Origin of the sequence: Actinopolymorpha sp. B11F2 (assembly GCF_040195635.1) — a bacterium.
Lineage (GTDB): Bacteria > Actinomycetota > Actinomycetes > Propionibacteriales > Actinopolymorphaceae > Thermasporomyces.
Map to the genome: position 1 here is coordinate 138,381 of NZ_JBEFTX010000003.1, position 20,329 is coordinate 158,709.

General features: G+C 67.7%; 20 protein-coding genes. 9 read left to right on the forward strand and 11 right to left on the reverse strand.

The annotated features are described in order from the left end of the window. Window positions 1-52: 52 nt before the first annotated feature. Window positions 53-1,291, reverse strand: a complete 1,239-nt coding sequence (locus ABN034_RS07050; RefSeq protein ID WP_349690176.1) for a cytochrome P450 family protein — start codon at window positions 1,289-1,291, stop codon at window positions 53-55. Window positions 1,292-1,441: 150 nt separating this feature from the next. Here ABN034_RS07050 and ABN034_RS07055 point away from each other — a divergent pair, with 150 nt between their 5' ends. Continuing rightward, window positions 1,442-2,530: a TetR/AcrR family transcriptional regulator gene (locus ABN034_RS07055; RefSeq protein WP_349690177.1), complete on the forward strand. Its 1,089-nt coding sequence runs from the start codon at window positions 1,442-1,444 to the stop codon at window positions 2,528-2,530. Between the two features lie 54 nt (window positions 2,531-2,584). On the opposite strand, the gene ABN034_RS07060 is transcribed toward ABN034_RS07055, so the two are convergent. Next, window positions 2,585-3,925: an HNH endonuclease signature motif containing protein gene (locus ABN034_RS07060; RefSeq protein ID WP_349690178.1), complete on the reverse strand. Its 1,341-nt coding sequence runs from the start codon at window positions 3,923-3,925 to the stop codon at window positions 2,585-2,587. Between the two features lie 424 nt (window positions 3,926-4,349). Here ABN034_RS07060 and ABN034_RS07065 point away from each other — a divergent pair, with 424 nt between their 5' ends. Together ABN034_RS07065 and ABN034_RS07070 are read left to right on the forward strand one after the other, a co-directional pair. Further along, window positions 4,350-5,165, forward strand: a complete 816-nt coding sequence (locus tag ABN034_RS07065; protein ID WP_349690179.1) for an N-acetyltransferase — start codon at window positions 4,350-4,352, stop codon at window positions 5,163-5,165. A gap of 200 nt (window positions 5,166-5,365) precedes the next feature. Further along, a complete protein-coding gene (locus ABN034_RS07070) occupies window positions 5,366-6,406 on the forward strand; it encodes a Gfo/Idh/MocA family protein (RefSeq protein ID WP_349690180.1) in 1,041 nt (346 codons plus the stop codon). Window positions 6,407-6,459: 53 nt separating this feature from the next. Here ABN034_RS07070 and ABN034_RS07075 read toward each other — a convergent pair whose 3' ends face one another. Further along, window positions 6,460-7,422: an aldo/keto reductase gene (locus ABN034_RS07075; protein ID WP_349690181.1), complete on the reverse strand. Its 963-nt coding sequence runs from the start codon at window positions 7,420-7,422 to the stop codon at window positions 6,460-6,462. 220 nt (window positions 7,423-7,642) lie between these two features. Between ABN034_RS07075 and ABN034_RS07080 the strand changes: the two genes are divergently transcribed. Next, the gene (locus tag ABN034_RS07080) at window positions 7,643-8,596 is read left to right on the forward strand and encodes a hypothetical protein (RefSeq protein ID WP_349690182.1); all 954 of its coding nucleotides are present in this window, start codon (window positions 7,643-7,645) and stop codon (window positions 8,594-8,596) included. Window positions 8,597-8,622: 26 nt separating this feature from the next. Next, window positions 8,623-8,961 carry a DUF3140 domain-containing protein gene (locus ABN034_RS07085; protein WP_349690183.1) on the forward strand — a complete coding sequence of 113 codons (339 nt, stop codon included), beginning with the start codon at window positions 8,623-8,625 and terminating at the stop codon, window positions 8,959-8,961. 53 nt (window positions 8,962-9,014) lie between these two features. Here ABN034_RS07085 and ABN034_RS07090 read toward each other — a convergent pair whose 3' ends face one another. Continuing rightward, a complete protein-coding gene (locus ABN034_RS07090) occupies window positions 9,015-9,947 on the reverse strand; it encodes a hypothetical protein (protein ID WP_349690184.1) in 933 nt (310 codons plus the stop codon). Between the two features lie 186 nt (window positions 9,948-10,133). Here ABN034_RS07090 and ABN034_RS07095 point away from each other — a divergent pair, with 186 nt between their 5' ends. Next, the gene (locus ABN034_RS07095; protein ID WP_349690185.1) at window positions 10,134-10,601 is read left to right on the forward strand and encodes an HIT family protein; all 468 of its coding nucleotides are present in this window, start codon (window positions 10,134-10,136) and stop codon (window positions 10,599-10,601) included. Between the two features lie 24 nt (window positions 10,602-10,625). On the opposite strand, the gene ABN034_RS07100 is transcribed toward ABN034_RS07095, so the two are convergent. Both ABN034_RS07100 and ABN034_RS07105 read right to left on the reverse strand, forming a co-directional pair. Continuing rightward, a complete protein-coding gene (locus ABN034_RS07100; RefSeq protein WP_349690186.1) occupies window positions 10,626-11,261 on the reverse strand; it encodes a LysE family translocator in 636 nt (211 codons plus the stop codon). Window positions 11,262-11,284: 23 nt separating this feature from the next. Then, on the reverse strand, window positions 11,285-11,893 hold the full coding sequence (locus ABN034_RS07105; RefSeq protein ID WP_349690187.1) for an ATP-binding protein: 609 nt from the start codon (window positions 11,891-11,893) through the stop codon (window positions 11,285-11,287). Between the two features lie 157 nt (window positions 11,894-12,050). Here ABN034_RS07105 and ABN034_RS07110 point away from each other — a divergent pair, with 157 nt between their 5' ends. Beyond that, window positions 12,051-12,692 carry a DUF2461 family protein gene (locus ABN034_RS07110; protein ID WP_349690188.1) on the forward strand — a complete coding sequence of 214 codons (642 nt, stop codon included), beginning with the start codon at window positions 12,051-12,053 and terminating at the stop codon, window positions 12,690-12,692. 220 nt (window positions 12,693-12,912) lie between these two features. Next, window positions 12,913-13,650 (forward strand): nucleotidyltransferase domain-containing protein, encoded by a 738-nt coding sequence (locus ABN034_RS07115; RefSeq protein ID WP_349690189.1) that lies wholly within the window; start codon window positions 12,913-12,915, stop codon window positions 13,648-13,650. A 54-nt stretch (window positions 13,651-13,704) separates the two neighbouring features. Here ABN034_RS07115 and ABN034_RS07120 read toward each other — a convergent pair whose 3' ends face one another. The 4 genes from ABN034_RS07120 to ABN034_RS07135 form a co-directional block, all read right to left on the reverse strand. Further along, window positions 13,705-14,271 carry a GNAT family N-acetyltransferase gene (locus ABN034_RS07120; RefSeq protein ID WP_349690190.1) on the reverse strand — a complete coding sequence of 189 codons (567 nt, stop codon included), beginning with the start codon at window positions 14,269-14,271 and terminating at the stop codon, window positions 13,705-13,707. A gap of 113 nt (window positions 14,272-14,384) precedes the next feature. Continuing rightward, window positions 14,385-15,266 carry a phosphotransferase gene (locus ABN034_RS07125; protein ID WP_349690191.1) on the reverse strand — a complete coding sequence of 294 codons (882 nt, stop codon included), beginning with the start codon at window positions 15,264-15,266 and terminating at the stop codon, window positions 14,385-14,387. A gap of 313 nt (window positions 15,267-15,579) precedes the next feature. Next, window positions 15,580-16,293, reverse strand: coding sequence for an HAD family hydrolase (locus ABN034_RS07130; protein ID WP_349690192.1), 714 nt, complete (start codon window positions 16,291-16,293; stop codon window positions 15,580-15,582). Between the two features lie 57 nt (window positions 16,294-16,350). Continuing rightward, window positions 16,351-17,301, reverse strand: a complete 951-nt coding sequence (locus ABN034_RS07135) for a phosphoribosylaminoimidazolesuccinocarboxamide synthase (protein ID WP_349690193.1) — start codon at window positions 17,299-17,301, stop codon at window positions 16,351-16,353. 970 nt (window positions 17,302-18,271) lie between these two features. Here ABN034_RS07135 and ABN034_RS07140 point away from each other — a divergent pair. Beyond that, window positions 18,272-18,904: a chloramphenicol phosphotransferase CPT family protein gene (locus ABN034_RS07140; RefSeq protein ID WP_349690194.1), complete on the forward strand. Its 633-nt coding sequence runs from the start codon at window positions 18,272-18,274 to the stop codon at window positions 18,902-18,904. Window positions 18,905-18,979: 75 nt separating this feature from the next. Here ABN034_RS07140 and ABN034_RS07145 read toward each other — a convergent pair whose 3' ends face one another. Continuing rightward, entirely contained in the window at window positions 18,980-20,098 is a 1,119-nt protein-coding gene (locus ABN034_RS07145; protein WP_349690195.1) for a 5-methyltetrahydropteroyltriglutamate--homocysteine S-methyltransferase, read from the reverse strand. Window positions 20,099-20,329 lie beyond the last annotated feature (231 nt).

A 20,329-nucleotide genomic window follows, 5' to 3' on the forward strand; every position in this document is an offset into this window, starting at 1 on the left:
TGTCCCAGTCGGCGCCGGGCCGCTGGCGGTCGTGGGTGCAGGCAGACCTGGATCAGAGGGTGACCGGCAGTGATGCCAGCCGCCAGGTGCCCGGGTCTGGGACGTGGTGCACCTCCTCTGGCAGTGCGGCCAACGCGAGATCCGGAAAGCGCCGCAGCAGCCCGGCGAGTGCGACCTCCGTTTCCACGCGGGCCACGGCCGACCCGAGGCAGAAGTGCGGACCGTGACCGAGGCCCAGATGCCCCGGTGGTGTGACGGTCCGGCGGATGTCCAACTGGTCCGGCTGGGCCCCGGTGCCGGCGAACGCCCGCGGATCCCGGTTGGCGGCGGCGACGGAAGCTGTGACCGGTGCGCCTTTGGCGACGAGGACCCCGCCGAGCTCGACATCCTCGCGTGCGTACCGGGGAATCGTCAGGAGAGTCGGACCGCACCAGCGGATCAGCTCCTCCACAGCGCGAGGGATGAGAGCCGAGTCCGCACGTAGCGCGGTGAGCTGGTCGGGGTGGGCGAGGAGTGCGCGTACGGAGTTGGCGATGAGGTTCGTCGGCGTCTGTCCCGCGAGGACGAGGTGCCAGACCAGCGTGACCAGCTCGGTGTCGCTGAGGCGGTCGCCGTCCTCGGCCTGCGCTCGGATGAGGTCGGAGAGCAGGTCGTCCGCGATCTCGTCGCGTCGGCGGGCGATCGCGGCTTTGGCGCCGTTGATGATTCCTGGGACTGCCTCGGCGAACCCCTGACCTACGCCTGCCGCGACCAGGGCGCCGTAGTCTCGCCACCGCGGACGGTCTGGCTCGGCGATGCCGACCAGCGCGCAGATCACCTCGATCGGCAGCGGCCGGGCGAAATGCCGCAGCAGGTCGACCGAGCCATCGCCGGCTGCCTCGCCGTTGCTGGGCAGACTGTCGAGCAGGATTTCGACGATCCGCTCGATCCGTGAACGGAACTCCGCGGCCCGGCGTACGGAGAATGCCGGCGCGACCAGTCTCCGCAGCCGCATGTGCTCGGGCCCGTTCATCTCGGCCATGGTCCGCATGTACGGCAGACATTCGGCGGGGATGCCGGGCGGCGGTGTGAAGCTGTCGGCGTTGATCTCGAACCGCGGATCGCTCAGCATCGCCTTCGCGTCCGCATGCCGGGTGACGACCCAGACCTGGCCGATGCCGGGGATCTGGATCCGCGCCATCGGCGACCGCTCGCGCGCCGCGCCGTAGGCGGTGAACGGATCGCGCAGGACCTCGATGTCGGTCAGATCAATCTCCGGCACGCCGTCCACAGCTACCCCGAGATCGGTCATGTGCACTCCTTGCGCGCTGTCAGATGATGATGCCAGATGTTTATACCATTTCAATGGTGACGGTATCTTGGCTCGAGCCGCATGGCAACGACCGGAAAGTCGACGTTTGCACGGGGACCCGGACCGGCCACCGCAGGAAGCAGGGGAACTATGGCCCGCCTCACCAGGGCGGAGATGCAGGCGCGCAACCGCGCGAAGGTGCTGGCCGCTGCCCGCGACGAGTTCATCGAGCGGGGATTTCGCGCGGCCAAGGTCGACAGCATCGCCGAGCGCGCGGAACTCACCCGCGGTGCTGTCTACTCCAACTTCCCCGGCAAGCGGGCGCTCTACTTCGCGGTCCTCGCCGAGGACGCCGAACGTGTGCCCGAGGGGGCACTCCAGCCCGCTGGCGAGACCGTCCAGGAGGCGCTCGAGGCGTTCAGTCGTGCGTGGCTCGCCCGTCTTCCCCTCGCCACGGACACCCAGCGCAGCGCTGGCCTGCTCGGCATGGACCTGATGCCTGAGGTCGCGGCCGACGAGCGGACGCGCCATCCGTACGCACAACTGATGAGGCTCGACGCACTCCTGCTCGGGCTCGCGCTGGAGCGGCTACGCCCACCGTCCCGTGGCGCCTGGCGCCTGGTCGGGGTCGCCGAAGCCGTCCTCACGACGTTGCAGGGCGCCAGCCAGCTGGCCGCCACGGCACCCGGGTTCGTCGAGCCGTTCAACGTCATCCGGGCATGCGGACAGCTGGCCGCTCTCGAACTCGACGAGCGGTGGCAGCCCACGCACCTTCCCTACGTTCCTCCTGCGCGAGCGGCCGATGAGGGCTGGTCGCCGCTCCCCGCGACCGATGCGATCCGCGGAGAGCCCGCGCGCCTGGGCGGCGACGGCGTGGTCGCGATCCTCGGCCTGCACCGGCTCGCGGCCATCGAGGAAGCCGTGCGCGCCGCACCGTCCGGTGCCGACGTCACGGCGGTCCTCGTCTCCAGCGCGCCGCGCGAACTGATTCCGCTCGCTCGCTTGACCATCGCCGAGTTCCGCGTCTGCCTCCGCCAGGCGCTCCCGCCGCCGACGTGGCCAGGGTTGCAGATCGTGTACGACGAAACCGGTGCCCTTGCCGCCGCTGCCGGTGTCCCTGCGGTCAGCGACGCCACCGAAGCGGCCGTACGCATTGAGGCGGGCAGGATCGTCGCCCGCGCGGAAGGCTACGGCGCCTGCCACGCCGCTGCGACTGCGGGCGGCCGCGCCAGCCCGTGATGATGAAGGGAAAGTCGCCTCTGCGGCGCAGAACCTCCTGACACGATCACGTGTCTATGCGCGGAGTCTGTTGTTGCGTAACGGGTCGCAGTTCTTGTCTATCCAGTCGGGCGGAATGAACTCCGGCATGCCGTCGTCGGCGATACGGACCTGCCAGGCCCCTTGGTGGATGAGCCGGTGGTGGTATCCGCACAGCAAGACGCCGTTTCCGACGCTGGTCGGTCCGCCATGGAGCCAGGCTGTGACATGGTGTCCGTCGCACCACGACGGTGGCCGGTCGCAACCGGGGAATGCGCAGCCGCCGTCTCGTAGCTCCAACAGTCGACGGGTCTTGCCGGTGAAGAGGCGGGTGCCGTCGGTGAGAGCCGGTTCGCTGTTGAGGGTGCCCCAGAGGCTGATCTTGGCATCGCACGCCACGCGTTGGGCGGTACGAGCGGAGATCGGGGTGCCGGTGTGCAGCAGGGATGCGTAGCCGGTGCCGTTGATCAGGTTGGCGTCGGTGACCGTGATGACGAGGTGTGGTTTCTCTCCGCCGTGAGTGGGTGACTGTCCTGAGCCAAGGTAGCGACGGAGGAGTTCGTGGAACCCGTCGCCCATCCGTTGCGCGCTGGTCCGCATGTCGGGTCCGTCTGCGGTCGTCGGTCGGGGCTTGGCAAGTGGTTCGAGCGCGACGCGAAGGAGTTCAGTGGTCTCGGCGTCGAGCTTGCCGCGGAGGAAACTGCTCGTGCTGTAGGGATCGTCACTGATGGACAGTTCCCGCAAGCGGAGTTCTCTGGCTTCCTGGTCGGCGAGCTTCTTGGCCAACACCCGGTCGGCCAGCTCTGGATCGACGATCTCGAGGATGGTGGCGCCGATCTTCGCGAGATCCTTGGGGTGGAAGACCCGGGCGTGGTCCAGCAGTGCTTGTTCGACCTCGTGCCGCACGTCCGGGCCCGCCTCGGATGGTAGGTCGCGGAGGGTCTGGGCGATGACATCGGCATGCTCGACACTGATCTCGCCGGTGTTCACCATCGACTGCGTGAGGATCAGCGTGGTGTCGAGGTCGCGGGCGAGTTTGACTTTACGGCTGGCGTGGCCGGGTCGGATCTTCAGCAGTCCGGAGACCCAGCTCGCGGTGGAGGTGGCGCCAGCGGTCCTGCCCAGGTCGCGGCGGTCAGCTTCGCGGACTCCGGCGAGCAGGGCTGCGTCGACCTGAGCAGCAAGCCCCTGCAGGTCGACGAGAAGTCCCACCACGTCGTCGTCGGGCATCGACCACAGCACCGGCGGCAACTCCGCACCGAACCGGGCACGCACCCGCTCCACCAGGACCGGCAGCGGGTGTCGCGACGCTTCGCCGACGCCGGTGTCACGGGCACCAGCGCTGGGGTGTGAAGCGGTCGTCGTGGCCGTTTCCATGATCTCAACATAGACCCGACCACCGACAACCGAACGCCCGAAAGCCCTGCAAAACAAGGGCTGTTCCATGATCATGAAAGAAAGGTCGGCTATCCGCCGCAGAACTTTCATGATCACGATCATGATCACGATCATGATCACGATCATGATCACGGGTAGGGGAGTACGCACACGCTCTTGCCGACCTGGCGACCGCTCGTGCAGGATCTGGGGATGCGCTCGAAGTGAGTCCGACCGTCATGACCTTCGGCCCCGCTGCGATCCGTCGCGTGGGACCCGACTCGTTCTCGCTTCCCCCTGGAGTTCTTCCGTGTGCGCTTCGTACGTCATCCGTGAGTATCAGGACCGAGATGCCGACAGCTGGCTTCGCTACGTCAAGACATTGGACACTCCTCTCGACGCGATGAGTGACGGGGCGTAGCCGATGCACGCCACCTTGAACTCCGGGCAACCAGTCGAGATCACCACGTTGGCGGTTCGATCGGACCATCCGAGTGGCGCGCCGTTCGACGCCGGGCCCTCGAGCGAGTTCATGCGTCACAACCGGATCTCAGACGCCTACTTCTGGCAGTCGCGGCAGGCGTTTCCCGAGATCTGCCTGACCGCGACGACCGAGGACGGCACCGTGGTGGCGAATGCGCATGCGGTCAGGTTCGCTGCCGATGGTCCGGGTCGGGAGGAACTGCCCGAAGGCGGCTGGGAGCAGGTCGTGGTGTGGGCGTTCATGGACGATCGCCAGGGTGTCGCGTCGACCACCGCCTGCGCGCTCGACATCAGCGTCGCGGTAACCGTGCAGGGGCAGGGTCTGGCGAGGCTGATGCTTGACGCGTTGCGCAGAGCAACCGCCGACAGCGGCCTGACAAGCCTGGTCGCGCCGGTACGCCCCACCTGGAAGGACCGCGAGCCGCGCACGCCGATGGAGGAGTACGCAAAGCGCGTCCGCGCGGACGGCCTGCCGTACGACCCATGGCTGCGTACGCATGTACGCGCCGGTGGCCAACTCGTCGGAGTCGCGCCGACGTCCTGGGTCATCGCGGCCTCGCTCAGCCGGTGGCGCGGGTGGACCGGCCTGCCCTTCGACGAGGACGGTCCGGTCGATGTCCCGCACGCGTTGGTGCCGGTGCAGTGCGACACGCAAGCCGGGTACGCGGTCTACGTCGAACCCAACGTCTGGGTGCGCCACGCCGTCGGCGACCTGTCGCCCACGGCCCGGGATCTGGACGGCGGCGGCTTCCGGTAGCCGCTGGCCTGGATCGTCCAGATCGGGACAAAATCGGGACAAGCTCCAGACCTGGGACAAGTCACCCGCACGTGCCCGGTGCCGCCGCCGTTGATCGTTTCTCTTGGCCCGGCTGGCCGTGACTGGTCGGTCCGCTTGGCCGGGAACCAACCAAGCCGGCAGGCTGGCAAGCGACGAACCTCGACCGAAAGGACCACGCGATGCCCGACGCACCGCTCCGGGTCGGCATTCTCGGCCTCGGCAGAAGTGGATGGAACATCCACGCCGACGCCATCGCCGAGCACGACGGCTTCGACGTGACGGCCGTGGCAGATCCGGTCGAGGACCGGCGGGGGGAGGCGCGGGAACGCTTCGGCTGCGCGACGTACACCGAGCCCGAGGAGCTGCTCGCGAACGCCGACCTCGAGGTCGTCGTGGTGGCCTCCCCGTCGCACACCCATGTTCCGTTGACGATCACCGCCCTCGAGGCGGGGCGCCACGTCGTCGTCGAGAAGCCGTTCGCCGGGACCGCCGCCGAGGTCGACCAGATGATCGCCGCGGCCAAGGCCGCCGACCGGGTGCTGACCTGCTACCAGCCGCGCCGGCTCGACGCCGACTTCGAGTACGTCCAGGAGGTCCTCGCGTCCGGGCGCCTGGGCGACCTCGTGCTGGTCCGTCGTACGTCCCATCGGTTCCAACGGCGCGCGGACTGGCAGATGCTGCGGAAGTACGGCGGCGGCGAACTCTCCAACACGGTGCCGCACCTGATGGACCAGGTGCTCCTGCTTCTCGGCGACGGACCGATCGAGGTGTACGCCGACCTACGGCACACGGTCGGTCTCGGCGACGCCGAGGATCACGTCAAGCTCTGCTTGCGCGGCGAGAGTGGCCCGTTGGCCGACATCGAGTCGAGCTTCTGCGTGGCGCTGCCGCAACCCGCGTGGCAGCTCTCCGGCACGACCGGAGCGCTCGTCGGCGACGGTACGACGTTCACGCTGCGGTGGTTCGATCCGGACTCGCTGGGCGCGCTGGAACTCAACGAGGGTCCGGCAGCGGGACGGCGGTACGGCACGGGTGAGCAGATCAGCTGGGAGGAGGAGGTCCGCACGCTCGGCCGCAGGACCCGCTCCGCGGCGCTGCGGTACTACGACAAGCTCGAGTCGACGCTTCGCGAGGGGGCCGAGGTGTTCGTGACGGCTGCGAGCGTACGTCGCCAGATCCAGATCATCGAGGACGCCCGCCGGCTGACCGGGTTCGCGTAGGGGATGGTCGCGCCGTTCTGCCGTACGACGCGACCACCCGCTTCGTGCGGGTCCTACCAGGCGTAGTCCTCCGGCGCGGTCTTGTGACCGGGGAAGATCTCGTCCAGGCGACCCAGGGCCTTGTCGTCCAGCTTGACCTCGAGTGCGCGTTCCGCGGCGTCGAGTTGGTCCATGGTGCGGGGCCCGATGATCGGCGCCGTGACCGCGGGCTGCGCGAGGATCCAGGCGAGTGCGACGTCGCCGGGCTGGTGACCGAGCTCGGCCGCCAGGCTCTCGAACTGCTCGAGCTGCGGCCGGTGGCGTTCGATCGCCTCGGCCTGCTGCCGGCGCTTTCCTTCGACCTTGCCGAGGACGCCCCCGAGCAGTCCGCCGGCAAGCGGCGACCACGGAATGATGCCGAGGCCGTAGTGCTCCGCGGCGGGGATGACCTCGAGCTCGATGGCACGGGTGAGCAGGCTGTACTTCGACTGCTCACTGACCAGGCCCAGGAAGTTGCGCTGCTCCGCCGCGGCCTGCGCCTGGGCGATGTGCCAGCCGGCGAAGTTGCTGCTGCCGACGTAGAGGACCTTGCCCTGGGTGACGGCGACCTCAAGGGCCTGCCAGATCTCGTCCCACGGCGTGTTCCGGTCCACGTGGTGGAACTGGTACAGGTCTACGTAGTCGGTCTGCAGCCGCTTGAGGCTCGCGTCGAGGTTCCGGCGGATGCTCAGGGCGGAGAGGCGCCCGGAGTTCGGCCAGTTGTTGGCCATGTCGCCGTAGACCTTGGTGGCGAGGACGGTCTTCTCACGCCGCCCGCCGCCCTGCGCGAACCACCGGCCGATGATCTCCTCTGTGCGGCCGTTATGACCCTGGCCCCCGTAACCGTTGGCGGTGTCGTAGAAGTTGATGCCCTTGTCGTGGCCCGCGTCCATGATCGCGTGCGCGTCGGCTTCGGAGGTGTGCGGTCCGAAGTTCATCGTGCCGAGGCAGAGGCGGCTGACCTTGAGGCCGGTACGACCGAGTTGAGTGAAGTCCATGGTGCCCATCTTGCGCGCCTTCCCGGTGAGACGTCCAACAGAAGAATCCGCTCGGTTTCAGCAGTCCCACTGCTCAGTCACCCGACGGATGGCCACAAGCCATCACCTCCGGGCCATAACCCCACAATCGCCGCTGAACGCCCAGCAGAGTGGCCGCACGTGGACGTGCCGGCCGGGACGCGCACCGGCACGCCGGGCTCGCCATGAGATTCTGGCGGGCATGACTGTCCGCGACATGGTGGCGGGCGTGCTTGTGCTGGTGGGGAGCCTGGCTGTTCTCGCCGCCGTCCCCGTGATCTGGGCGGGCCAGGAGCTGCGCACCGAAGGGTACGCGGAGACCGCCGGCCCGCTGATCAAGGATCCTGAGATCCAGGCGGCCATCGCGACCCGGGTGACCGACGACATCCGACGACAGGCCGACCTGCCGAAGATCGTCGACGGCACCGTCGATGCCCTTGCCGGCCTGGGGATTCCGCGATCCCTGGTCCGCCGCCACCTGGGCAGCGTCCTCGATCCGACCGAGGCGGCACTTGCGGCGCTCATCGAGAAGGACGTCCGCGAGACGCTCGACAGTCCGGTCGCGACGCAGGTCTGGGCGACGGCGCTGAGGGACGCCCGGAACGCCATCGCCACCGGCTCACCGCGCAACGCACCGATCACCGTCGAGCTGACTCCGTTGGTGGAGGAGGCGAAGCGGCGACTGGTCGACGACGGGTTCGACGCCGTCCGGGACGTACGCTCGCCGTCGCTTCGGTTCGTGGTCGTCGAGTCCGCACCTCTCGCCGAAGCTCAGAGGTGGTACGACGTGGTGGCGATTCTCGGGGTGATCCTTCCCGTGATCGCGGCCGGAAGTTTCCTGGTGGCGCTTGCCGCGTCGCCAAGCCGGCGTACGCTCTTGGCGGTCTTGGCTGGGACCACGGTCGCGATGGGCGTCCTCGTCCTCGGAATCACCATGGCCCGCGAGCCGACCCTGGCCTCGCTCGCCCCCGACCAGCGGGTGCTCGGCGAGGCGGCCTACGACGCGTTCGCGGCCTCGCTGCGCGTTCTTGTCTGGTGGGTGTTCGGGATCGCTCTCGGCCTCGCGTTCATCGTCCGGTCCCTGCCCGACCGCCGAGACAGCAGGGGCGGCGTGCGGCCGGCTGGTTGGACGAGTCGCATCCACGACCGCGTTTAGCCGCCGCTGATGGCGGAAGACCTGACATGGTGAAGTCCTCGTCTGTCGATGCCATCTGGGATGACTGGAAGGCAGCCGTCAACATGACGGCGAAGGAACTCGAGCGGTGGCTCGACACCGAGAAGTCCCAGTCGGTCGGCCAGCGCCGCGACGGCGGCGAATCGACGGGCCACGAGTCCGGCCGAAGGATCGTCACGCTGCTGGCCAAGAACAAGAACGAACTGACTGATGAGGACGTCGACCACATGCGCAAAGTCGTCGGCTACGTCAAGCGTCACCTCGCGCAGCGTCCGGCCAAGGACGTGACGGAGAGCCGGTGGAGGTACTCGTTGATGAACTGGGGCCACGACCCGCTGAAGCACTGACCGGGAAGGGTCCTACAGCCGCGCCCTCTCTCAGGTACCGGCGATCCTTCGAGCTATCCGGCTGGTCGCGGCTCATCGGCGGGGACTGCGTGACCTGGCGCGGTGATGTGGCGATCGGTGGCGCGCAGTGCCTCGTGGTCGGCGGGCGTTCGTTCGACCTCGGCCGTGCAGCCGAGCCGATCGCACTCACAGGCGAACGGCAACAGCAGCGGGTCCGGTGGTCCGGTTGGTCCGATGTCGGCGAGCCACGCCCTGACATTGGTGATCATGGTGTCGTTCTCGGACTGGCGGAGAGCCCGACGCTGCCGCCCAGTTCGCGCCCGCGGAGCGTTCGCGAGCGGGTGTGCCAGGAGGTCAGCCGCACGGTCGATCATGGTCGGCAGGTCTCGTACGCCGTCGACCTCCACGACGCGTAGGCCGTGGGCGGTAGCTTCGATACGGATCCGAGCGTCGAGAAGATCGTTGCGGGCCAGCAGCTTCTCCTGGACGCGCTCAGCGTCGGACGTGGAGCGCGAGGCATTCCAGCGCGATGCCAGCGCGGCGCGCCGAAACTCCGGGGTCGGCAGAAGCCAGAGCCCCCAACCCGGATCCGGCAGATATGGTGCAACGAGCCCTGGGAACAACTGCGGCCCTTCGACGATCACCGCAATGTCGGTCGGCATGGCGCGCAGGTCCTCGAGGATCAGCGGAAAGCCATGCACGGAGCCCTCCACGAACCTGTCCACGAGGTTCTCCACGCTCGGTGTGAGCCAGCGTTGGTCATGGGTCTCCGCCGCGGCATCGGCATGGAGCTTGCCTTTGACGATGAGGCGGTCGCGGTGTGCGTACGCCGATGCGTCGATGCGATACCACGCCAGGTCAAAGCGGTAGGCGAGGGCCCGGGAGACGGTCGACTTGCCTGCACCGCTACCGCCGCCGATCCAGATCACGGGCGGAAGGTCGCGGAATTCCGGTGCTGGCCTCTTCGACGTCTGCTGGAACACCATGCCGGCAACTGTGACTCCGCCTCCGGAAAATGTGAAGTCTTGTTCTCCGCGGGTCGTTCATGGTGTATTCGAGGAGAGGGACCAGCGTGCTCGAGTGGTCGGCGAATTCCGTCGCTCATCCGGCGGCCCCGGTGGGCAAGCTCTCGCAGGGGCCCGGTGAACCCCGGGCCGCTATGGTCCCGGATCATGCATCGTCATGAACCGAACGAATACGCCTGCCCGTTCTGCCGGCTGCTGCGTGGCGAGGACACCGACATCAGTACGCCCGGCGGGATCGTGCATCAGGATGAGCACATCGGTGTGATCGTCAATCCAACAAGCTGGAACGGCCGACCGGGCCAGCTCATGGTCATCCCCACGCGGCATGTCGAGAACCTCTACGCGCTGCCGGACGACCTTGGCGCGCGCCTGCTTCCGGCCGCGAGGCGAGCCGCGGCGGCGCTGCTGGCGATCGACCAGTGCGACGGCATTGCCGTACGCCAGCACAATGAACCCGCGGGTGGTCAGGACGTGTGGCACCTGCACATCCACGTGATCTCCTGCTGGCATGGCGAGGAGTTCGGCGCGGCCGGGGCGACGAGGCGCATCACGACCCTGGTTGAGCAACACGAGCGGGCCGCCGCGCTCCGGCCTGCGTACGCCGCTGCGACGTAGCGACGCAGACCGCTCATACGTACGTCATCTGGTGTCGACGGCGAGGCGGATGCCCAACGCGACAAGGACTCCACCGGTCACGCGTTCCATCCACTGGTGGATGCGCGGCCGGAGCAGGATCCGCATCCGGTGCACGGCGTAGATGAGTGTCGAATACCAGAACATGTCCAGCGTCACGATGACGAGCGCCATCGCCAACGCGGCGGGAAGGACTGCGGCCCCTGGCTCCAGGAACTGTGGGAAGAGCGCCACGAAGAACACCGCCAGCTTCGGATTGCACACGCTCGTGACGAGACCGATCCGACCGCCCGCCAGGGCCGCCCGCATCCGGCCCGACGGCTGGCTGGTCCGCGGGTCGACACCGGTCGGGTAGCCCTCCCGCCGGCGGGCGAGCAGCGACCGGAGGCCCAGGACGACGAGGACAACGGCTCCGGTGATCCGCAGCACGTCGTATGCGATCTGTGAGGCGAGGATCAGGGCGGAGAGGCCGACGGCCGACAGTCCACCCCACAGAAGGACACCGATGCTGTTGCCGGCCACAGTGCCCTGCGCCGCTGCCCGACCGTCCTTCGCGGCCGTACGCACGATGGCCGCCGTGGCGGGTCCCGGCGTGACGGTGAGGAGGATCGCGACGAGCAGGAACTCAGGAATCGACCGCATCCGGGCAGGCTACCCGCGGCAGCTCACTCGCCGCACCGCGATAACGGCCGTCGGTAATCGCGCGCGTTACCGACCGACTCAGGCCCTTGTGCGCGGGCTGCCGCCCACCCGGCCCGCTCGAGGATGATCCGCGCGATCTCCGAAACCTCGCGCCCGGTGGTCTCGACAACGAAGTCGGCGACATCGTTGGCCTCCAGTTGGGCAGACAGTTCGGTAGCGCGCCGCGAGAGCGCCTCGACGCCGTCACCGCGTTCCCGGCCGCGGCGCCTGATGCGGGCGTGCAGGATCTCGTCCGTGGCGCTGAGTCGGCAGAGGACCGGCTTGGATCCGGCCACGGCGTCGGTATACCGAGCGAGGTTCTCCGCGTTCTCGATGACGCCGGCCGCGATGAGTCGCCGCGCGCCGGAGGCGCTGAAGTTCGACCACACGGAGGCGAGGTTCTGCGACCTGAGGCGTTCGTTGTGCTCGTCGTCAGCCGGCACGGGCCACGATGCGCCCAGCAGGTCAAGGTCGACAAGGGCGTGCTGGCTGCCGTACTCGATGAGCTGATCGAAGATCTCCCACGCCACGGTGGTCTTACCGACACCGGGCGGTCCGGAGATGACCAGGAACGGAACGTCGTCGGCAGCCATGCGCCCCGATGGTACGGGCGCCGTGGATGGTGGTGAGGAGGCGGTCAGGGGACTCACCACGCCATCGGACGTCCGGGATCGTCACCGCCGGCATCGCGATCTTCGCGCGTGACCCACGCGCGGGAGGTCTGTCGGTGCGGGCTGGCAGTGTGGCGGGATGGCTGAAGAGATGACGGGTTTGCCAGAATCTGCCTACGACGTGCTGCTGAAACTGGACGGTGAGCCGTCATCCGCCGTGCTGGACGCACACCGCACCGCACACGACCAGCTGATCCGCCGACCGATGGAGCAGTTGGCGGCGGCGCTCGATCCTGTGGCGGGCTGCGGATTCTGTGTGTCCGGGCGCAGCGGTCAGCCACGGTCGTGGCAGCGCACGAACGCCACTGCATGGATCGCGCGTCGGGTACGGATGACGGTGGAGTTCGACCTGGACGGGCTGACCGTCGAGGGTGGCTGGTCGGGTGGCGCGGGCCCTGCCCTGACTCGGTATCGTGAGGCGGCCGCAGCCGATGGAAGCGGTGAGGAGTTGGCGGAGATCGCCGCCGTCCTGGACCGCACCGGGTACGAGTTCACCGGTCGGCTCATGACCCGCCCACCGCGTGGCTACCCGCCGGACCATCCGCGGGCCGACCTTCTTCGCCGACGGTCGGCGTTCGCGCAACTGTGGCTCGGTGCGGGGGCATGGGTCCACACGCCCGAGGTCGTCGACCGGGTACGCGACGCGTTGGTCCCGTTGTTGGAGCTGACGTCCTGGGTCGTCGACCATGTGGCGATCGGAGGCTTCGCGGAGGTCGACTAAGGCGTGCTGTGCCCTGTGATCCGGATGATCTGATCGAGGCCATCGTCCACGCCAACGTAGGACGAGTCGGCAGTGGACGAGTCATGTAGCTGAGGTCAGCCTGCGCGGTCTGTACACGCGAATGCCGGCCGGTCCCGTGCGCTATCGGGTCGGATGACGCGCTTCGCTCGCAGGGCCAATTGGTTTGCGCCGAGTCACGAAGGCTTGCCACGCTGGCGAGATGAGCCACGATGGCCGAGACGGCCGAGGTGATCCGATCGTCGACGCGCGGGATGTTGTCGTCGAGACCTTTCCCCATGCGCGTTGGGCGCTCCTGTCCGGCAGTGTCATCACGACGCACCGCACGGCCGGTTCCGACCTCGACATCGTGGTGTTGCTGCCCGATGGCGACCCGGAGGCACCGCACCGTGACTCTCGGCACTTTCGCGGCTGGCCGGTCGAGTTGTTCGTCCACGACGAGGAGACGCTTGCCCACTACCTGACGAAGGAACTGCCAGGTCGGCGCCCGGCCCTGAACCGGATGGTCGCCACTGGTGTGCACCTGGTCGGCGATCGCACACATTCCGGTGAGATCCAGACTCTGTGTACGAACGTGCTCGCGGCCGGTCCGGCTCCGTTGACCGATACCGAACGCAACCGAATCCGTTACCAGCTCACCGATCTGCTCGATGATCTGACCCACGCCACCGATCCGGCGGAGCGCACGGTGGTCGCCGCCGCGGCCTGGGCCGCTGCTGGCGAACGGGTCCTCGCCCTCAACGGGCGCTGGACCGGTACCGGCAAGTGGCTGCTGCGCGAGCTCATTGCCTACGATCTCGAGCTCACCGAACGCTGGCTCGCGGCCCACGCCGACCCCACCGCGATCGCCCGCTTCCTCACCGGCGTACTCGACCATTCTGGCGGGCCGCTGTTCGCGGGTCACAAGGAGTCGGGTGAACGCCCCTCGCTGCAGGCCTGAGGCGGTTGGTGCCTCGCCGCCTCTTCCGCCGCCCCCGGGGCGCGGCACTGTGGATTATCGAGGAGTGTCGCGCAGGCGGTGCCGGAACGACACCTGATGACCGTTGTCACGCCTTCGTCCGTCGGGCGTCCAGCCGGCCGAAAGGTAGAAGCGCTGCCCGCGGTCATAGTCGGCGAGAGTCCACAGGATCGCCTCGCGGTAGCCGTCGTCGCGAAGTGCGTCGAGGGCGGTACGCATGAGCACGGTGCCGACGCCGCTGCGCCAATGGGCCGGAGCGACCGCGATGGTGTCGACCTCGCCGAGGTCGGGGTCCACCGGGTCGCGGCTGGGCCCGATGCCGACGAAGCCGGCGACCTCACCGGACCGGTCGGCGACCCACCATCGGGGTGCACGCGGGGTGGTCGCGATGCGCGGTCCTGTCTGGGCTCGGATCGACGTGGCGGCAGGCTGCGGATCCGCGGAAGCCGCCGTGGTGAGGGTCGCGGTCCAGCGGTCGATCCGGTCGTCGTCGAGCACCTGAGGCGGCATCAGGTCACCGAATCCCGCGTTCCACGAGTCGACGTAGATCTGCGCCACGCGCGCGGCGTCAGCGCCTGTCGCGGTTCGGATCGCGATGTTCACAGCGGACAAGTCTGCCCGAGCAGGCGTCTCGGGGCACCTCCGCGGAGACGGTCCGCCGTCGCTTTCGCCGTCGCAGCACTGCGCAACCGCCACCCCTCTGCCAAGCCCGACGGTCACAGGAGGCGGCTCTCACCCAACCGGAGATGAAGATCGATGACACTTCGTATGCCGGAGCGGATCACCCAGTGGAGCTTGTAGAGGGTCCAGTACGCCCAGTACATGCGTAACAGCTCCGGCGTCATCGTGGTCTCGAGTGCCACATCCACCCGGTCGATGGCCTTTCGTTCAACACCGTTGTATCCGCCATCCGGATCCGCCGCTGCCCAGGCGAGGTCGAAGCGGAGCCCGACGAGTGCGAAGTGGCGGTCCCCGCGTGCCACGCCGAAGTTCCAGTCGACGACGCCGGTCACCTGGCCGGAGTCGTCGAAAAGGACGTTCGGGACCGTGAAATCGGTGTGGACGAGATCATCGCCGGCCATCTCGTGCCGCTCGGCGTTGCCGACTTCGCGGATCAACTGGAGCAACCGTCGGCTGCGGTCACAGTAGTCCGCCAGGGTCTCGTGCCGGGGGAACACCGGACCACTCTTCCGCAGGTACAGGGGCGGGATCGCGACGTCGGGCCGGTCGGCCAACAGACCGGCGAAGCGTTCGTTGACCGCCAGCATCGCCTCGATCGCGCGGACGTCCGTACGCCTCGGCGGTGACCCGGGCAGGCGTTCCTGCACAACTGCCGCGGTGCCGTCCGCGAGTTCCAGAACGAGGTCGTGGCGGGGAACCGGCAGACCCGCGGCGCGGACCGTGGCGAGGACCTCGGCGGTCTGCCGTGCCTGATGCGGCGGGATCGGTGCGTGGGTGACCACGCCGTCGCGGCCGTCTGGCCAGCGTACGAAGGCCGCGCCCCCGGTCTCGCCTTGTGGCGCGACATCGACGAACGAGAGGCCGCTGCCTGTGCGATCGTTGATTTCCGCGATCCATTCTCGTGGGCCGTCGCCCATGTACCCGCCTCCAGCTTCGTCGTGTCCTGTCACGCCTCGTCGCCCACCGGTCCGTTCGATCAGCCGATCGCTGACCGGCTGGCCAAAGCTCGGCAGAAACTGGCTCTGCGGGTCGGCCAGTCGAGGCCGATGTGTGGGCGGACGCGTGGACGAAAGTCGACCCTGCCAGAGCGCTCCTGACATCTGGTGTCAGGAGCGCATCCGGCTCTCCTGGCATTGACGTGGGTGGATACGGCGATCGGGCGGGGTGTTGTCGCTGGTCACCGGGGATGTGTTGGGCGACGGGAGGCCGGGCAGGTCGTGCCGAGGCGCTCTACCCGGTGGGGCGAGCCGTGATGATGGACGCCGCCTCGACGAGGTCTTTTGCCCGGCGTTGTGCTTGGGGGTGTTCGCTTCGGACGAGGATCGCCGGGATGCCGGCGTGCTCGGCGCCGACGACATCCGCTTGAAAGTTGTCACCCACCATCCACCGCGTGCGGGGATGGCCGGCCGCGCGGAGAGCGCACCGGTAGGCCTCAGGGTGCGGCTTCTCGTAGCCGATCGCCGCTGAGCACACGACAACCTCGACGACCTGGTTCAGTCCGAGCAGACCGAGGTTGGTCTCGAGCTCCGGGACGTTGTTCGAGAACACGGCATGCCGCCAGCCGTCGTCCCGCAGCTGTTGGAGAACGGGAATGGTGTCCTCGAAGAGACCCCACCGCGAGCCATCGGCGTAGAACCTGCCCGCCAAGTTCGCCAGCTCGGCGGCCGTCTCGACGTATCCAACACCTTTGAACGCCTCGGCAAATACTGCTTCCAGCTCGGCCCACCACTCGGCGGCCGACACCAGGTGCGTGTGCGCCACGTCGGGGTTGCTCCACGGGTACCGGTTCCTCGTGTACTGCCGAAGGTCCGCGGGTGTCACGCCATGGCCCGGATGCAGCTGATCGAGCGCCTCGATCAAGCACGGCCGCCACGAACCCGGCCCATGCGGGCCGTAGCCAAGCGTTCCGTCGAAGTCCCAGAAGATGACGCCCACGCAGGTCACAACGGCCATCCCGAGTTGTCGCGCAGCAGCCACAGGTAGCGCACTGAAGGCTGGTCCCTAACCGGCGAGGACAGAGGTCACGCGGTCGACGGCAGTGTCAGGCGTTGCTTCGAACGGCCGCTGAGTGATCTCCTCGGCCAAAGCGATGTACCTGGCAGCAGTTGCCACCCGCACATCGTCTGGAAGTGCCGGTGGCGTGCCATCGCCATCGAACCCACGCTCCACGAACCACTCTCTCAGGGGCTCTTTGTCGAGCGAGCGTTGGTCCTTGCCGTCCTCGAACAAGGACTCGTACGTGTCGGCATACCAGTAGCGCGAGCTGTCCGGCGTGTGCACCTCATCGATGAGGAAGATGTCCCCGCCGAGGACACCGAATTCGTACTTGGTGTCAACGAGGATGAGCCCCCGTTGGGAGGCCACCTCGGTTCCCCGAGCGAACAGGGCGAAGCTGAGATCGGCAATGCGGTCGAACAGGGAGGCAGTGATCAGTCCCTCGCCGATGGCATCCGCCCGACTGATATTGCGGTCGTGCTCGTCGAGCTTGGTCGCGGGCGTCAGGATCGGCTGTTGCAGTCGCTCGTTCTTGCGCAACCCCTCCGGCAGACGATTGCCGGCAACCTCACGCTGACCGGACTCGTAGTTGAACCACAACGACGTCCTCGTCACTCCGGTGATGTACGCCCGGACGACGAACTCGAGCGTGACGAGCTCGCACTCACGAGCGCGGATGACATTGGGATCGGGCACCTCGAGCAGGTGGTTCGGAACGATGTCCGCCGTGGCGTCGAACCAGAAGTTTGCGATCGCGTTCAGTGTCTGGCCCTTGAAGGGGATGGTGCCCAAGATCCGGTCGAAGGCGGACTGCCGATCGGTCGTGACGATGGTGCGAACTCCGCCGCTGACATAGCTGTCGCGAACCTTGCCCGCATGGGCGACACCGAGGTGTGTGAAGGACGTCCGCTCGAGTGTCCCGGACAGCTCCTTGGCCATCCGCTCGTCAGATACCACTCTCTCCCCTTGTGGGCCGCGCTCGATCGGAGCGTAGTTACGCGCAACTCCGGACGCCTGAACATAACAGAGCCGCGGAGGCCGGTGGCTTCTCCCGTCGTTGGTGCTCGACCCGGCCCGCCTCGACCAGCTGTTCGGCCCGGTGGAACCCCGGGCAGCTTCCCCCTACCTCTTCAATCAATCATCGTCGACAGCTGAATACAAGACTTGAATTCTGCTGGCGTACGGACGGATCATCGACGTGCCTGTTTCCCGAGAGTGGAGGACCATGTGCGGGTCACCGCCGATGATCTGGACGCCGTGATCACGTGTGTGGAAGACGGTCTTCGCCCCGCAGTGGACAGGAACTGGACGGTTCGTGCCGGGAAGCTGGAATGGACGTGCTGGTCGACCGCTGAGCACATCGGTCAGTGTCTCGCACACTATGCGTCTCAGTTGGCGATCCGGGCTCGTACTCGATACGTGCGATGGGCTGGCAGGGCGATGAACGACGCCCCTCCTGATGGCGTTCTTGACTTCGTGACGGCGACCGGGCGGATTCTCGCGATGGTGGTTCGTGCCTCGTCGCCGCAGGTACGGACCTATCATCCGTACGGGATGGCGGATCCAGGAGGATTCGCAGGCGGGGGATGCGTGGAAGCGCTTGTTCATGGTCACGACATCGCCACCGGGCTCGGCGTGGACTTCGCACCACCTCATGATGTGTGCGAACGTGTCGTCGCCCGGATGTTTCCCCATCACGAATCGAGGCTGGCCCAGGCCGGCGTGGATCCATGGACGGCACTGCGATGGGTGACGGGGCGGCTTGACGTTCCCGGTCTGCCCGAGCTAGGCGGGTGGAGATGGCGAGCCACTCCTCTGAACGAGCCGTGGATCCTCGCGCCGCCGGAGCCTCGACCTTTCTGATCCTGCCTGTGCGCACGTGGCGTTCTTGCCTCATGCGACAGAGACCAACGGCACAAGGAGATGCATGGCCAGCGAAGGCGCGCCCGGCACCATTGTCATCCTGAACGGAACCCCGCGCTCGGGTAAGAGCAGCATTGCTGCGGCGATCCAGGAGCGGTTCGCGGGCGTGTGGATGAACCTCGGAGTCGACACGTTCAAGCGGATGACCCCCGCGCGTTTTCAGCCAGGATTGGGGCAGCGGCCGGGTGGCGAGCGACCCGATCTCGAGCCACTCGTGGTGACGCTGTATCGCGGCATGTACGAAGCAATTGCCAGGCACAGCCGGCTGGGTGTCAATGTGGTGGTCGATGCGGCGCACCATGACGCGTACTCTGTCCCGCGCGGGATTCTCGGTGCGAGTGCTCACCAGTTGACCGGACTGCCTGCGTTGTTCGTCGGCGTCCGATGCCCGGTTGAGGTGGTCCTGGAGCGCCGGCGCGCCACGTGGGGTGGCGTCGGCTACGCGCAGGGCGGCACCGTCCGCGACCCGGTGAAACTGTGGGAACAGGCAGTGCACGAACCCGGGGTGTACGACCTCGAGGTCGACACGTCGGTCCTCAGCCCCGAGGAATCCGCCGACCAGATTCGCCGACGCCTGGACGACGGCTCACCGCCGTCGGCGTTCGATCGCCTCAGGGCGCAGGCGCGCTCCATGTGAGAGCAAGGAACACGTCCATGATCCTGAAGGAAAAGTCGCGTATACGCCGCAAGATCTTCATGATCACGATCATGATCACCCCCAGACTTCGCGGGCGGTCTCGACGATGAGCCGCAGCTTCGCGACCTCCTCGTCGTACGTCAGCACGTTGCCCTCCACCGTCGACGAAAACCCACACTGCGGCGACAGGCACAACTGGTCGAGCGGCACGTATCGGGACGCCTCGTCGATCCGGCGCTTGAGCTGGTCCTTGTCCTCCAGCGCGCCCTTCTTGGTGGTGACGAGGCCGAGGACGACCTGCTTGCCGGGGGGTACGAACCGCAGCGGCGCGAAGCCGCCCGAGCGGTCGTCGTCGTACTCCAGGAAGAACCCGTCGACGTCCAGTTCGGAGAACAACGCCTCGGCGACGAAGTCGTACCCTCCCTCGGCCGCCCACGACGAGCGGAAGTTGCCGCGGCACATGTGCGTGGTCACCCGCAGGCCGTCGGGCCGGTTGGCCAGCGCGGCGTTGATGGTGCGGATGTACTGCTCGTGCTGGTGCTCGGCGTCGCCGCCCATGCTGGCGATCAGTTCCCGCTGCTTCGGGTCGTTCAGGTAGGCGAGGCTGGTGTCGTCGAGTTGGAGGTACGTACATCCGAGATCGGCGACGCGCCGCACCTGCTCGGCGTACGCGCTCGTCAGGTCCGCCCAGAAACCGTCGAGTTCCGGATAGACGCATCGGTCGATGGCGGCCCGCCCGCCGCGATAGTGGACCATGCTGGGCGACGGGATCGTCAGCTTCGGCGTCTGGGCGGAGCTGGCGTTGTCGCGCAGGAAGGTGAACGCCTCGGCGAAGATCGTGTCAGCCAGCGTGATCCGGTCGTGGACCTTCAGCGCCGCGGACTCGAAGTCCAGCTCGCCCTGCTCGTTGCGGAAGTGCACCATGAGCTTCTCGTCGGTGGGGTCGATCCCGCCGAGCTGGTAGATGAAGTCCATGTGCCACGACGTACGCCGGAACTCCCCATCGGTCACGGTCTGCAGGCCGACTTCTTCCTGCATGCGTACGACATCGCGGATCGCGGCGTCCTCGGCGGCGCGCAGGCTGCCGCCGTCGATCTCGCCCGCTTTGTGCCGTCGGCGCGCATCGAGGAGCGCGGCGGGCCGCAGCAGGCTGCCCACATGGTCGGCGCGGAAGGGCGGCGAGATACGAGTCATCGTGGTGACCTCCGGGCTCGAACGTACAGACAGGTGCCGCGCCGGCCGGCGCGACGAGCGACCCCGATCAGCTGTCCCGATCAACTGGCCCGGCCGGCTGGCCCGGTCGAGTTGCCCCGCCGACTGACCTGGCCGACCGACCTGACCGACCTGGTCAACTGCCTGACAGGTGACACGGCAGGCTGGGACCACGAACGGCGCGCGGACTGACGCGGCCGCCAGCTTAGGACG